Raw genomic sequence first — 16,203 nt, 5'->3', positions numbered from 1 at the left:
AACATTCTAGAAATATATAGATAAATTTCTTAGGTCATAGTTTCTCTTACTGTAATTTTTTCATAAGGTTCGATTCATTATGGGGTTTCAAGAATCTTTAATTTTCTCCATATTTTTTAAAATTTTAGGATGCTTCCTGCTTTTAGGTAGTTAGAGAAGGTAGATGAGGAAAATTCTCCTTGATAATTCACAAAAATCTTCAAGTAAGAGAAGATCTGCGTTTCATTTCCTATTTTGTAAGCAAAAGCATGGCGTGTGATTGGTGTTCCTAAAGATGGCCAAGTTCCACTACTTGCAAGTAGTGTTGTTAATACACGAGGGTAGTGTCTATAAATAACAGGATGATAGGCGAATTGTACTTTCCAGATTGTTGGTAAGTGCGCATCACGAATCCATTGTAAAATTATACCTGTAGGGAGTGAGATATTTTCTAAAGACCTATGCACAGTAAATTTTCTTGGGAAATCCCCATGCTCTATAAAGCTAGAGAGTGTAGCTCTAAGGGCTAAAGCTTCTATGAATGGAATAACAGAGAATATATTGTTAATGGGACTGAGATTCAATGCGCAATTCAGACAGGCTCCGAATGTATGACTGTAGAAATATCCCTCGGAGGCTTTGTTATCTTCTATATAGAGGTGTTTTTCTGTATGATCTCCATAATTATAGGCTACAGATCCTGTAGTGATTAAGCTATCATCTAGCCAAGGAAGACGTAGCTGCATGCCTCCGAAATAATTTTTCGAAGAGACTTTATTAGATGTCGCATGCTCTTTAATGTGAGAAATTTGCTGAGCAAATGAAAGAGAAATCTTATGATTTGTTTCTGATATGGCAGATGTGATCGCTGCATAGCCTGCAGATTCCATATGAAATCCGTGCACACCTAAACGATTGTTTTGATGAACAATCATTCCCAATCCCTGTCCGCTAATTTCAAAATAGTTAGGATTATCTATTGGTGAGGGAAGTGTACGCATTCCCGAAAGTGTAACATAGACAGATCCCCAGAGGGCATTAGCAATTAGCGGGGTTTTATATTTCGGATTTGGAATATAGCCTGTAGGTGTCCAATCAGCATAGAGTATACGGTGGGAAGTGTTGGCTGTCTCTGGAGATGCAGAATTTGCTGTTGTTGTATACTCTTCCCAATAGGGAGACCATACACCTTGATAGCCATAGCGTTTAATCTCATTAATAGCCTCAACATTTAGATCAGTAACTGTAATTTTTTTAGCAGTATTATCACAAAGATATAAAAAAGGAATGCGAGTAATCCCACTAGAGAGATCTAAAGAATCATAAGGATCCTCATTATCGCTATTGAGGAGTTGTAAAGGACCGGAAAGAGTAATAGTTGGGTTATCATCTTCAGTGTAGGTATTGCTACTTACTGAAGGGTAGATCCAGATTTTTGGAGCTTGAGCATCTCTCTGAAGAAGAGAGGGAAGGTTTAAGGCGAGTTTAGTAATTGTAAATGTGGAATTAGTAGTTGAGGCTGTACCACTTGATGTGGCTTGTGCCTCTGTCCTGAGTATTGCATTATTGCCTAAGCGTAATATACCTTGATCTTGTGTGATTTTATAAACAGCTAGGCCAGCACGATCTTCAATTGCTACAACACCATTCTTGATTGTTATGGGATTTGCTAGATAGGTAATGAAGTTTTTTTCTTTTTCTTTGAAAACATCAGAGACAGAAGTTGATGAAAATAATACCGTACCTTCTTGATGAGTTTCTGGATTAAAGACTATAGATGCAGTTGTCCTTTTACAATCAATGGGATCATAGAATTTGATGTTGTGATTTTTTTTTGCGCCTAATTTTAAAGTGACTCCATTCGTACAATAGAGAGAATTTCTACATAATAATGTTTCACCAGTACTGTAGTTGGATTCAAAGATGATATCCCCATTATCCGCGGATAGATCAAGAACTCCATCATCCTTCATTAATAAAGCGCCACCCCATTTCCCTTGATTATTTGTGAATTGAATAGGACCACTATTTCTAATTGTTAAACGCTGGCACCAGATAGCCCCGCCATTACGGTTTACAATATTATTATCAAAACAGATAGGGCCTGGATTATCTTCTATTGTTAAGTTTGTACAAGAGATTGCTCCTCCTGAACTACTTGCTCCAGCAGGGGTTTCACGTACGCTAGAGTTGTTAGCAAAAAAGATTAAATCGGAATTATTTTTAATTGTAATGCCAGTGGCATGAAAAGCGCCTCCTTTAGGAGCAATGTTAGCAATTAGATATATAGGAGCGGAATTCCCTGCAATTTCACAATTATTACAATAAATTGCACCTCCCTCCGCAAGTGAAGAAGTTAGCAATGAACAATTATTCATTATCAAAATAGGAGCGGAATTTTCTGTTATTTTAACATTTCTCGATGTGCAGATAGCTCCGCCTCTGTTTCTTGAAAAATTATAGGCAAAACAAATTGCACCATGATTTTTAGATAATTCAAAATCCCCGTCGCAACAGATAGCCCCACCATAGTTTGTTGATGCACTTATAGTGGCAAAGGCTGCAGATTGGTTGCTGATAAAGTATTGATTTCCCAGATTATTGGTTATACTACAGTTCCCTGTGGTATAAATAACACCGCCCTTTTGTGTAGTTATATTTGCAATGAATTTTACATCATTTTTAATGTTTTGTAACACCAAAGAGGTTGCATTAATTACTCCACCACTTTGGGGACGAGATTGTTGAGAACATATAATGTTTCTATAATTTTCAATAGTGATTGCGCCCGATGAGCGTATCAGTCCTTCTAGGGTATTTTGTACATTAGGAATATCAGAGAATATCTCTGGGCAGAGGAGCTGTTCATAGCCAAAACTTTGAAATGGACACGTAGTCTTTTTTGACAAGGCATTTAAAGGAAGCGATAAACTGGTTAATAAAGAGGTCAGAAGATAAGTGCTGAAGAGAGTAGATAACTGTATTTTCATAGATGTACTTATTTTCTAAGTCTAAAATTGTATTTCACTTGTTATATTTAGAAAGTTACACAATGTAGATTTTGAGAAATCTCCACGATAATTTATGCTCAGACTCAGATTATCAAATAGAGTCGTAGTATTCTTTACAGAGATTGAGCCTGCATGATGATCTACAGGGGTTCCTGAGGTGATCCATTTACCTTTACTGATGAGTCGTGTGGTGGTGATTTTAGGTTTCTGTCTGTAGATGGTCGGAGTATAGGCAAGTTGAATTTCCCAATGTGTATGTAAATTAGATTCGTGTTCTGTATGACAATAAATGCCTAAAGGAAGGGTAATATTGACCAATGGATCTTTCATTTCGAAACTACGGATTTGCTCTCCTGTTTCTGAGAAGCTTTCTTGAATAGCATGTATACCTAAAGCTTTTATGAAAGGACGGAATTGGAAATGCAAAACATTCCCTTCAGGGAGCATACAGCAGATTTCACTTCCTATTGTATGGCCGTGGAAATATCCTTCAGAAGTTATATTCGTTATCTGATTTTTCGTTTTCACATGGCTATGTGAATAAGCATAACCTAAAGAAGCTGATGTAAAGATATTTTCATCAAGCCAAGGGATTTGTAGCTGTATCCCAGCGAAATAGCAATTGGATGCGACTGTATTTTTTGACTTCGACTCTTTCATTTCACTATAGAATTGAGCGAAGCTAAAAGCCAAATTGTGATTTGTCTGTGTAGACCCTAAAACTTTTGCGGAGTAACCCCTAGAGAATAGATCAAATCCAGGTTTTAAGGTGCGTGTTTTTTGTGAAATGTAAGCCCCTAATCCACCGCCAGAAACACTTAAATGGATGTTGGGGGGGGGGGGGGTAGTGGAAGTGTTTGTAGCCCTGTAATGGCATTATATGCTGATTGCCAAAGGGTATTAGCAATAAGCTCTCCACGATATTCTGGATTAGGAATGTAACCTGTAGATGTCCAATCTGCGTAGAGATATCTATGATTTGTATTTGCTGTTTCTGCAGATCCTGAATTGGCAGTCGTCGTATATTCTTCCCAGTATGGAGACCAAACTCCTTGATGACCATAGTGCTTAATCCGATTAATAGCTTCAATATTTAGATCATCAATGATAATTTTCTTGTTTGTATTATCACATAGATAGAGGAAAGGAATACGTGTAATCCCACTAGAAAGATCTAAGGAGTCATAAGGATCTTCATTATCACTATTGAGTAGCTGCAAATGACCGGAAAGGGTGACAGTTGGGTTATTATCTTCCGTATAGTTATTATTATTTCCAGAAGGATAAACCCAGATTTTTGGAGCTTGAGCTCCTTTAGCTAAGATAGAAGGGAGATTTAAAGCAAGTTTAGTAATTGTGAGAGTACAGCCGGCTGACGTGGAAGCATTTTGGGTTTTTGTCGTAGCAATAACTGCTTGATTTCCCAAACGTAATATTCCCTCATCTTGTGTAATTTTATAAATTGCTAGGGCAGCTTTATCTTCAACAGCAAGGACTCCATGAGCAATTTTACATGTGTTTCTCAGATAGCTATAATAATTTTTATCTAAATTTTCATTTAGCGGTATATCAGCTCCAGAAAATAATACTGTTCCTAAATGCTCATTTTCTGGGTTAAACATCAAAACTGAAGATGAAGGGTGCTCATTTTCAATAGGATCATAGAACTTAACACTATGACCTTGTCTCGCTCCTATTTGTAAATTCAGATTAGCTGTAGAGTGAATAGAGTTCCTTCTGATTCCAGAAGATGTCAAACAGGTATTTCCCTTAAATATAATATCTCCCTGGTCAGCTGAGAGATAAAAAGTTCCAGGATTATGATTTTGGAGAGCTCCTCCCCATACAGCACTGTTATTTGAAAATAGAATAGGCCCGTTATTGCGTACATTGAGAGAAGTACAAAAAATAGCTCCTGCATCACGTTTTGAGGAATTATTTTGAAAAATCAATCCTTTAGTATTGTTCGTGATGGTACAAGTGGAACAACAGATTGCACTGCCACCAAATTTATTATTTGCGGTGCTACAATTATTGCTAATAAATTTCGTGATATCTGAATTGTAAGAAATCGTACAATTCCCAGTTGTGTATATACCACCACAGTATCCTGCTTGATTATCTATAAATGTTATAGGAGCATGATTTGCGGTAATCGAGCAATTGGCAGCTGATATACATCCACCATAACTTGTTTCTTGTAAGCATTTATTATTTCTTAAAGTTATGGGCCCATAATTATTAGAGATATTTACATCACCACTAGATTGAATCGCGCCACCATAGGTTATGGCTACATTATTTAAAAATTGACAAGGTCCATAATTATTAGAAATAACTAATTGGGTGCAATTGATAGCTCCCCCGGATCGTGCGGGTTTCTGATCAGCCGGAACCTTAGTCATGTTATTAATAAAGCAACATTGTTGCTTATTATATGTAATATTGCAGTTTGTGGAGAATACGGCTCCACCATCCCCATCAGAAGTATTTTCTCTAAATATGATAGGTCCAGTATTTTTTGTAATATTTAGAGTTCTAGCTGTAACAGCTCCGCCATTTGAGTTTAGATATTGATAGTTGAGGCAAAAGTATTTTCTATCTGTGATATCTATATCCGCATTGTTATCGTGCAGTATCCCTTTGAATGATGGAGATTTTCTGAGAACCTTATCAATGCCATGAGGACTTGACCATGGACAGACGTGTCCAACTTCAGTGATTTCGTGGAAGGAACAGATTTTCTTTTCTTTGGCGAAACAGATGAGTTTTTGTGAGCAAAGGCTCAAGCTAATTAACCATAGGAATGAATAGGCGTAGGGGTACATACTGGGATAACAAAAATCTGAGACCACACATAACCGTTCCTATACGCGAAGAAACGTAAGGTTGTCTAGATTTTTATAAACCTTTGATAATCTTGGTATTTATACGAGTCACTTCTCTTATGTATAGGTATAATAGAGATAAAGGATTGATTTTGAACAACCTATCAATAGCTAAATATTAAGGAATAATTCATCCTATAGGTATTTTTTGTATTTCTTTAGACAAGCTGTTCTTTTAAAAAATTAACGCACTCCCTGCTTTTAGATAATTACAGAATGTCGAGGAAGCAATGCTTCCTTGATAATTAAGGAAGATCTTTAAGTAGGGGAAAATCTGCGTTTCATTTCCTATTTTATAAGCAAAGGCGTGGCGTGTAATTGGTGTGCCTAATGAGGACCAGGTTCCATTACTTGTAACTAGTGTTGTTAACACTTTAGGATAGTGTCTATAGACAACGGGATGATAGGCAAGCTGTATTTGCCATAGCGTTGGTAAATGCACATTACGCTTCCATTGCATAGACATTCCGATAGGAAGAGTAACGTTAAACAGAGGCTTATTGACAGAGAATTTCCTTATGAAATCCCCGTGTTCTATAAAGCTAGAGAGAGTAGCTCTAAAGGCTAGCGCCTCTATAAATGGTGCTATAGAAAATGCTTGATTTATTGGGTTGGGTTGTAATGTGCAATTTAAAGCAGCTCCTAATGTATGGCTATAGAAATACCCTTCAGAGGCTTTATTTTCCCTTGTATAGAGGTGGCTTTCTTTATGATTTCCATAATTATAAGCTAGATATCCTGAGGTGATGATACCATCATCTAACCAGGAAAGACCTAGTTGTACACCTCCGAAATAATTTTTCGAAGAGAGTTTGTTTGATGTTGCACGTTCTTTGATGTGGGAAACTTGCTGAGAGAATGAGAAAGAAATCCTATGATTTTTTTTTGTTGCTACAGAGGTTGTTGCTGCATATCCCGCAGATTCCATACGGAATCCGCGTATACCAAGGCGATTGCGCTGGTGGATAGTCATTCCCAATCCTTGACCTCCAAGTTCAAGGTGCTTAGGATCAGCCGTCGGAGAGGGTAGTGTGCGCATTCCAGAGAGTGTAGTATAGACAGACCCCCAGAGGGAATTTGCTATTAGAGGAGTCATATACTTAGGATTAGGGGTATAGCCTGTGGGTGTCCAATCTGCATAGAGCATGCGATGTGAGGTATTTGCCGTTAGTACTGATGCAGAATTTGCCGTGGTTGTATATTCTTCCCAATAGGGGGACCATATCCCCTGATAGCCATAGTGTACTTTTTGATTGATCGCATAAACATTTAGAGAATCAATATTGATTTTCTGCGTTGCGTTATCACAAAGATACAGAAGAGGTATCCGTGTAATACCGCTAGAGAGATCCGTATCATCATAAGGACTATGTCCTTCTTCATTAGTCAGAACAAGATCTCCTGAAACATGGATCGATGCTTGTGTGTTCTCTTGAAAAGAATCAACAGAATTTTGTGTAGTTTTGGATGGATAGATCCACAATTTTGCTGCTTTTGCCCTACTTGAAAGTAGTTGGGGGAGGATCAATCCAAGATTACTTAATTGAAGGTTTGCTGCCTGATCATTGCTAGCATTTTCTATTGTTGTTAATGTACCTCCTGTTCCTAAACAGACGGTACCTCCTGTTTGTACAAATTTATAAGTTGCGATTCCTGCGTCATTTTCAATTGCTAATACACCATTTTTAAGTTCTATAGTGTTTTTACATTTTGAAAATAGATTGCTCTCTGTCTTAAGAGCATCGACAACTGTAGCCCCAGAAAAGATTACACAACCAAGATCTTCAACATTAGGATTGATGAGCATAGAATTTGGTGTGCCTAGTTCATGTTCAATAGGATCATAAAAAAGGATATGTCGTCCTAATTTCGCTCCAAATTGAGTAGTGGCAGAGTTGCTACTTCCTATGTATATAGAGTTCCTACGCATCGTATTGGCTGAGGATAGGGATAGGTTATTATTGAAAATAATATTTCCTTTATCTGCAGATAATTCGATACCACAGCCTTTACCAAGAACGATTATAGCTCCTCCTAGTTGAGAAGAGTTATTAATGAAGTAGACATCCTTATTATTGCGAACTATGAATTTTACACATTTACAAGCTCCTCCATGGACTACCGAAGCATTATTATGGAAAGATATGCTACCTTCATTATTCTCGAAAGTAACATTTCTTGCTTCTATGGCTCCACCAGAGGTATTATCACCACCGGTGAAAAAGGCTACATTATTTTTGAAAACAATGTTTCCTAGATTACCTGAGAAATTACAATCATATATTGCAGAGATTGCCCCACCAGTCCCTGATTGATTATTAATAAAAAGTGTATCGCCCCAGTTATTCTTGCAATTGAAATGTTCTAATCGTATGGCTCCCCCTGAACCGTTGGATAAGGTTTCATTATCATAGAAGATACAATAAGAGCGGTTATCAGATAGGTTGAATGTTTTCCCTGCCATGATGGCACCACCATGAGAAATGGATGCATTTCTTAGGAAATAAATAGGATCTTTATTATGCGTAATGTCTAGATATCTCGTGCATAGAGCACCTCCATAATTTTGAGTATCTCCGGCAGCTGTGCTTCTGGATAGATTATTTGAGAAGAAGACGAGCTTATTACTATTCGTGATTTCTATATTATTGGTAACATAGATCCCTCCTCCTGAGTTTGGTGTGATATTGCCAACGATGATAATAGGGCCTTGAGTATCTCTAATATAGAGCTTATCACATTTCAGGCATGCTCCTTGAGAATTATTAGCAATCTGAGCAATAGAGATAATATCTTCATAGTTTTGTAGTGTCACTGGACCGGTAGATCGTATCTTTCCTCTTAAATTCGTTCTATGTAGTAATAGATCTATAGATTTAGGAAAATATAGAGACTCTATAGAGGGCGTTGGATAAGTGAGAAGTACTTCTCTGGCATCTATACTATAAAAATAAGCCAACCACGTTGTTGAGAGAATAAGATTGTTAATAAACTTATGTTTCATAGTGAGTTTTCTCAAGTTCATAATTTATTAAAATACCACTCTACTTCCAGCATTTATATAATGAGATGTTGTAGATGAAGATAGATCCAGTTGGTAGTTCAAGAAAGCAACTATATTATGAAATAGATAGACGGAGTTTCTTCCTTCAGCATGTAAGCTATGTCGTGCTACTGAAGATCCTGAAGATATCCAGGAGCCGTTACTTGCTAGTAATGTAGTAAGGATTTTCGGATTTTGTCTATAGATCGAGGGTTGATAGGCAAATTGGATTTCCCAAAAGCTTGGTAGATGGGTTTTAGGTATCCAAGAGGTTTGAATTCCTATAGGTAGAGCTATATCAATCAACGGATGTTGATTGGAGAAGCTTCTAGGAAAATCTCCAATTTCATTGATTTTCGTTTGTTCTACACGTACACCACTCAATTGAATAAATGGTGTAAAGTAGTGATTCAGAAGAGAAAGTTTTTCATAAAGATAACAACCTACACGTGCGCTTAAAGCGTGATCTTCAAACTGCGTTTCAGATTTCTTATTTTGTGGGTAAAAACTTTGCATATGATGATCACTATAACAATAGCCTAGGGAAGCTGTAGTTATAAGATGTTCATGAAACCAGGGCATTTGCAAAGATAAGTGTATTAGGTAGTTGTGAGACGCGACTTTATTTTTCGATATATGTTCTTTCATTTTCCCAATGACTTGTGAGAATGTAAGTAAGAACTTATGGTGAGTGTCTGAAGAAAGAAGACATTCCCCGCTATATCCTAAAGATCTAGATGAAAACCCTAAAATTGCATTTTTATCTTTTTGGCGTGTATGTATTCCTAATCCTTCACCTTGTAGGTGAAAGGATGAGGTGGTGTTATCCATCAAAGAAGGATAGAAAGCCGTTGCTTTATAGGCTGTCTGCCATAGGGTATTGGCTACGAGATCTGCGCGATGTTGGGGATTTACTGTGTAACCTGTGGGCATCCAATTAGCATAAAGATACCGATGTTTTGGATTTGTTGTATCTAATGATGTTGTAACGGAGGGTACTGTGATCTCTTCCCAATACGGCGTCCAAATCCCCTGATAGCCATAATGTTGATGAGAATTTATTGTCTGAATATCAAAACTAGTGGTTGTTATTGAATTATTTGTTGGTTCGGAGAGATGTAGAAGGGGAATCCTGTCTATGGATTGGGAAAGATCTAAGCTATCGTATGGGTCAGAATAATTTTCATTCCATAAAGATAAAGATCCTGATATTGAAATCCTTGCATCAGTATTTTCTGTATAATTACCTCCTGATCCCCCCGGATAAATCCAGATAGTTGGAGGTATACTATCGGTCTTTAAGACGTCTGTAAGGAGAATGGCAACATTTTTTATTTGTAAGTTGCTGTCTTTTTCATTGTTACTTTTTTGTTGGGTTTTAACAACTGCATTATTTCCTAAACAGAAATGTGTATTATCTTCAGGTGTAATTTTATATGCCGATAGCCTAGCGCCAGCTTCTACGGAGAGTATTCCATGTTTCACGGTAATTTCCCCGGTATAGCTGGTTTGTATTTTATTAACATTTGTAGCTAAATCCCATTGCACTTGATCAGCTGAAAATACAACAGCTCCTGTATGTTTGGCTTCAGGATTAATAGTGAAGGAGGTTAGATAACTAGTATCTAGCGTATCAAAGAGGCATACACGCTGATTACTCGCAGCACCTAAGGATAGGACGTGATTAGTAGAGAAATACATGGCAGATCGCCAAACACCATGTCTATCTATTGCAATATTGTTATTAAAAATTATATCGCCATAATCTGCTGAGATCTTAGTAGTGCCATTCTCTGCTTGGCCATAAAATGCACCTCCCCAACAAGAAGTATTATTAAAGAAATATATAGGTCCGTTGTTTTGGATGGTTAAATTTTGATAGGAAAGAGCTCCTCCAGCATGAGCAGCGGAGTTTCCATCAAATATGAGAGACTGTTTGTTATTTTCGATTGTAATTGTTGGGCTGTTAATAGCTCCACCGTTTCCATTAGCTCCGACAGCGCCATTGCAAGCGGCATTACTAAAAAAGGTAATAGGTGCGTGATTATCAGTGATGCTTGTAGAAGTAGTAGAGTAAATAGCTCCACCTTTTCCACATTTATTCACGGTGAATGTAATTTCTCCAGTATTATGAGCAAACTCGCAAGATTTCGCATAAATAGCCCCACCAAGGCCATCTACACTATAACCTCTGTTATTATCAAAGTGGATAGAGGCTGTATTATTGAGGAATTTACACGTTTCTAATGAGGAGATTGCTCCGCCATTTGTTTTGGTCAAATTAGAGATGAAAAGAGCTTCTCTATTATTATAGGTGGCTTCAAAATTTTTTGCGAATACAGCACCACCTGCACCATTTCCAGGTGCACTTTTTTGATTAAAAGCATTGTTTTGATAAAAAATCACACGAGAATTTTTTGATACTGTTACGTTTTCAGTAGAACAGATCGCTCCGCCGTTGTTAGTGGCTCTATTATTTCCAAAAAAAATAGGCTGGGTATTGTTTACAAGGCTACAAGATCTGCAACTGATAACACCACCATTAGTCACGTTCGATTGGTATACGAACACTTGAGAATGCTTATCGTTGGAGATAGTAACATCCGCTATAGCATTGTGCATTAACCCGTGATTCTTCCCTAAAGATTGATTTATGAGAGTTAATGGGAAATCTAAATGATCTGGAAAGTTTAAATAAGAGAGTTTCTGATAAGTGTCCTCAGAGGGTATTACAATTCCTTCGCTATAGAGGCTATTGTGTATACAAATAGACAGAGTGAGAGAATAGAGAAGAAATTTCTGAGACATATCTGAGAGAATGTAGTTGTGATATGATTTTTTCCCCTATAAAATACTTCTTCTATCTTTGTCTAGGGTTTCTACATACTTTTACTACTAGTGTTAGATATGTAAAAGAATAAGTGTTAGTTTCCTTATTATTAGAGTTTAAGAACATTTTTTTAATAAAGAAGGCTTGTTTTATTAAAAACAAACCTTCTCAGATCTTATATCTTTAATATTTTAAAAATATATTGATGATTTAATGCTCTCTAAAGCCAGAGGAGTGGTTTTAGAAAGAGAGTTTTCCTCCGCCAAGTATATAGTGGCTACATGTAGATGAGGAGATATCACATTGATAATCAAAGTTTATATGCAGATGTTTGAATAAGCGAGTTTCGTTTTTAAGATTTACAGAAAACGCATGGTAGTTCACATCTGTAGGTGAAGAAATCCAAGAGCCATCATCAGCAACTAATACGGAACCCACTAAAGGTGTTTGACGTAAGAGTGTTGGCTTGTAGGCAACCTCTAATTCCCAAATTGATGGGCAACGTCCGTGGAAAGCTAATTTGTTATGCAATCCGAAAGGTAGGCTAACATCAACAAGAGCATCGGGTGTTACGAAAGTACGTACACGAGCGCCTTCTTCTGTAAATTTATCTTGTTTAGAGACAAAGGCTTGATAACGGAGAAATGGGATGACGGTAAGACGATCATTTGTTCTAGCCTTTAGAGGGAAATAAAAGGATAAGGCACTTCCTACTGTCTGACTTTCAAATGAACCATAGCAAGCTCCTAAAAGCTGACGGTGTGTATGATTTAATTCATGGAAACCGTGGGTATAGAGGTAGTTTCCTGCTAGGATGAACTTCCCTTTAAAGCAATGGATTTCCCAGTAACTTCCTAAGGATAAATAATCTGATGCTACTTCATCGTGGCCAATATTGGCATTAGCATTGGTATGTTGCGTAGCAAACTTAAAACCAATTTTGTAAAGGGAAGGAGACCCAAAAGTAATTCCTGTATAGTACCCTGCACCATCCATATGGAATCCTGCTTTTTCTTCCACATCTTGTTGATAAAGACAGAGACCTAAAGCACCACCTTCAATATCAAAATAAAAGGATTTATCACTTAGAGATTCTAAAGATACTCTGGATATGTTCATTCCAGATGTTGCAGCGTAGGCAGACTGCCAAAAGATGTTTCCTACAAAATCTCCTTTGCGATCTGTTTTTATTTCGATTTCTTTAGTCGTTGGATTTGTGGAAGTTTGATCTGCGTCGTCAGCATATACATTGCTAAACAATGCAAGAGTAAGACTTATAGATGTTAAGTATTTTGTTAATTTAGATCCCATATCATTCTCTCGGGGCTTATGTAGATTACAAACATAATCCCCGTAGTATTTAGATTCTTGCATAGTCGAGATGGGGGATTTACTCTAAATAATCTACAGATAATCAAACATTTTGGGAATACATAGATTATATTTTATTCTTCTTAGATGAATTCTTTTGTTGTGTATTTTGCAAAGTAGATCTCTATAATATTATGAGATCTTAGAAAATGTTAACTTTTAATTCATAAAGGATTATTGGATTCTACGTTCTTTGTCATTTACAAAGATCACTTTATCGTGGAACTTCGTATTTCTTAAAATTCTAAAGTACTTCCTGCTTTTAAATAATTACAGAATGTAGAAGAGGAGAAGTTCGCTTGATAATCGAAAAAGACTTTCAGGCTATTAGATAGGTAGGTTTCATTTCCGATAGCAAATGATAATGCGTTGCGTGTAACGTGAGTACCTTCAGATTCCCAAGATCCCTTACTTGTTAGTAGTGTGGTATGCAATTCAGGATAGTGTCTGTAGATAACAGGATGGTAGGCAAGTTGCAGCTTCCATGAGGATAATAAATGTACATCATGCGACCACTGACAAAGGATTCCCATGGGTAAAGTGAGATTGTATAATGGATGAATAACTGCGAAGCTTCTTGCATAATCTCCAATTTCTGAGAAACTAGATAACGATCCTCTGAAAGCTATAGCTTCTATAAATACGGCACAATCAAAGTCTTCATGAATTGGATTTAGCTCAAATGTGGTGTTAAAGGACGCTGCAAAGCTATGACTGTAGAAATTTCCACGGGAGATTTTATTTTCTTTTTTATAGCTATGTTTTGTGTTGTGAGAGCCGTAGTTGTAAATCAATGTTGTAGTTGTGATTATCTCCTCATCAAACCAAGGAAGACGCAGCTGCATACCTGCAACATAGTTTTTCGAAGAGAGTTTATTTTCTGATTTCTTTTCTTTAAGATGGGCAAAATGCTGAGCAAAGGAAAATGAAATTCTCTGTTGTGTTGCTTTGGCTGAGGATGTGCCTACGGCATATCCTGAGGATTCCATACGGAATCCTGGTTTCGTCAGACGGTTGCATTGATGAATAGATGTTATTAATCCTTGTCCTTGAAGCTCAAAAATAACAGGAATTTCCATGATATCAGGAAACGTGCGCATGCTCGACATCGTTGTGTAGAAAGTTTCCCAAAGAGTATTAGCTACGAGAGCTGTTTGGTATTTTGGATTAGGAAGGTAGTGCGTTGGAGTCCAATCTCCATACAAGTATTTATGATTCGTATTCGCTTTATCTGCTGAGGTATTTTCCGTAGCGGTTGTCTTTTCTTCCCATTTTAAAGCCCATACTCCCTGATAACCGAAATGCTCTGTATCGTTAATGGCGTTGATATTGAGTTTGTCTAAGTTAATTTTTGGATTTGTATTATCACAAAGATAGAGCAAGGGAATATGGTTCTTACCTTGAGATAGGTTTAGAGTGTCGTAGGGACTATTCCCTTCTTCATCAGTCAGTGTAAGATTTCCTGATAGGATGATGGAAGCATCAGGATTTTCTGCAAATGTTGTAGTCGTTACAGATGTACTAGCATCGGTAGTTGTTGTTGCTGCAGGGTAAATCCATAGTTTTGCAGGTTGTGATCCTGAAAGTAACGAGGGGAGATTTAGACCGAGATCCGTTATTGTGGCTGTAGCAGTTTTTGCACTACTACTTTGTTCTTTTGCTGCGAGGGTTCCTCCGCTTCCAAGACATAACCTACCACCAGTTTGTTCGAATTGGTAAGTAGCTATTCCTGCGCCATCTTCAATGGCAAGAACTCCGTTTTTCAGCTCTATTTTATTTTTAGATTGTGAAAACAGATTCTTTTCTGTTCTTAAATCACCATTGACAGTAGCTCCTGAAAAGACAATACAGCCTTGATGATCACTACGGGGGTTAATGACTATATGATTTGTGCCTGTATTGTCGTATTCTAAGGGATCATAGAAAAGGATTGCTTGGGAGTATTTTGCTCCCAGTTCCATTGCAGCGTCATTCTTTAATTTTATAGCATTTCTATAGGTGTCACCATCAGTAAGAAGACAGCGGTTATTGTTAAAAATCACATTGCCATAATCTGCTGATATGAAAATAGATCCACAGTTTATTGCCCCACCTATTTCTGCAGAATTATCGATAAAGTATACATCGTGGTTTTCTTTAATAGTCAAAGGACCACATTGACAAGCACCTCCTAATCCTGTGGAGGAGTTGCTTTGGAAAATAATCTTACCAGAATTCTCTATGAAAGATAGGGAACTTGTTGTTATGCCCCCTCCTTCAGACTTATCCATAGAACTTAGATTACAAGCTATATTGTTTGTGAAGACGATATTTCCTTTATTTTTATAGAAACTGCAATTGCCATATGCAGCAATTCCTCCTCCTGATCCCGCACGATTATTGATAAAGAAAATATCATTAGTATTTTCTGAACTATTGAAGTTAGTTGTTCGTATAGCTCCACCTCTATTCGTATCCCATATGGATATGTTATTATAGAAAATACAAGGAGCTTTATTGTCTGACAGTGTGACGTTAGCAGCGTAGATCGCACCACCATCAAGAGTTGAGGAGTTCATCAAGAAATAGATAGGCCGTTTGTTATGGATGATTCCAACATTGTCAGCAGACATAGCTCCTCCCCATGAGAATATGCTGGCATTGATATTAGTATTACTGTTTTTCGCTGAATTATTAGAAAATAGAATGAAGCCATTATTATTTGCTATTTGCACATTATCTGCGAAAAATGTACCACCTTTTTCCTGAGTACTGTTGTTCACAAAGATCATAGGACCTTGTGTATTGTAGATGTTTAGATTAATACATTCTAAAACAGTACCTTGTTCAATTGCTATCTGTGCAGAAGCTATAAGCTTGTCATAATTATTTAATGTAAGTGAAGCATGTCCACGTGTATTTCCTAATAAATTTGTCTCCTCCATATAAGCTTCTAAAGAATCGGGAAGAGAAGGAAGACCTAGAGAAGGAATAATAGAGGGGAAAATTAGATCTCTAGCTTCTATAGAAGTAATAGAAGTAAGGGAGAATAAAGCAAGTAGACGTAGAGAATGTTGCATAGGGATCTTTTTAAGCTTCATA

General features: G+C 37.1%; 5 protein-coding genes and 1 pseudogene. All 6 read right to left on the bottom strand.

Annotated features, from left to right (window positions below; all coding sequences use genetic code 11):
• Nucleotides 1–116 precede the first annotated feature (116 nt).
• Complete coding sequence (locus O1W69_RS00100; RefSeq protein ID WP_375793530.1) at nucleotides 117–2,969, bottom strand: polymorphic outer membrane protein middle domain-containing protein; 2,853 nt, start codon at nucleotides 2,967–2,969, stop codon at nucleotides 117–119.
• Between the two features lie 21 nt (nucleotides 2,970–2,990).
• Nucleotides 2,991–5,845: pseudogene (locus O1W69_RS00095) on the bottom strand (polymorphic outer membrane protein middle domain-containing protein).
• A gap of 208 nt (nucleotides 5,846–6,053) precedes the next feature.
• Nucleotides 6,054–8,882 (bottom strand): polymorphic outer membrane protein middle domain-containing protein, encoded by a 2,829-nt coding sequence (locus tag O1W69_RS00090; RefSeq protein WP_375793529.1) that lies wholly within the window; start codon nucleotides 8,880–8,882, stop codon nucleotides 6,054–6,056.
• 27 nt (nucleotides 8,883–8,909) lie between these two features.
• Entirely contained in the window at nucleotides 8,910–11,729 is a 2,820-nt protein-coding gene (locus O1W69_RS00085; RefSeq protein WP_375793528.1) for a polymorphic outer membrane protein middle domain-containing protein, read from the bottom strand.
• A 262-nt stretch (nucleotides 11,730–11,991) separates the two neighbouring features.
• Nucleotides 11,992–13,062 carry an autotransporter outer membrane beta-barrel domain-containing protein gene (locus tag O1W69_RS00080; RefSeq protein ID WP_375793527.1) on the bottom strand — a complete coding sequence of 357 codons (1,071 nt, stop codon included), beginning with the start codon at nucleotides 13,060–13,062 and terminating at the stop codon, nucleotides 11,992–11,994.
• A gap of 296 nt (nucleotides 13,063–13,358) precedes the next feature.
• Nucleotides 13,359–16,202, bottom strand: coding sequence for a polymorphic outer membrane protein middle domain-containing protein (locus O1W69_RS00075; RefSeq protein ID WP_375793526.1), 2,844 nt, complete (start codon nucleotides 16,200–16,202; stop codon nucleotides 13,359–13,361).
• Nucleotide 16,203 lies beyond the last annotated feature (1 nt).

Origin of the sequence: Chlamydia sp. 12-01, from assembly GCF_042234205.1 — a bacterium.
Classification (GTDB): Bacteria; Chlamydiota; Chlamydiia; order Chlamydiales; family Chlamydiaceae; genus Chlamydia.
Note: the sequence above shows the minus strand (reverse complement) of the source record. Positions and strands in the feature narration are given on the sequence as shown.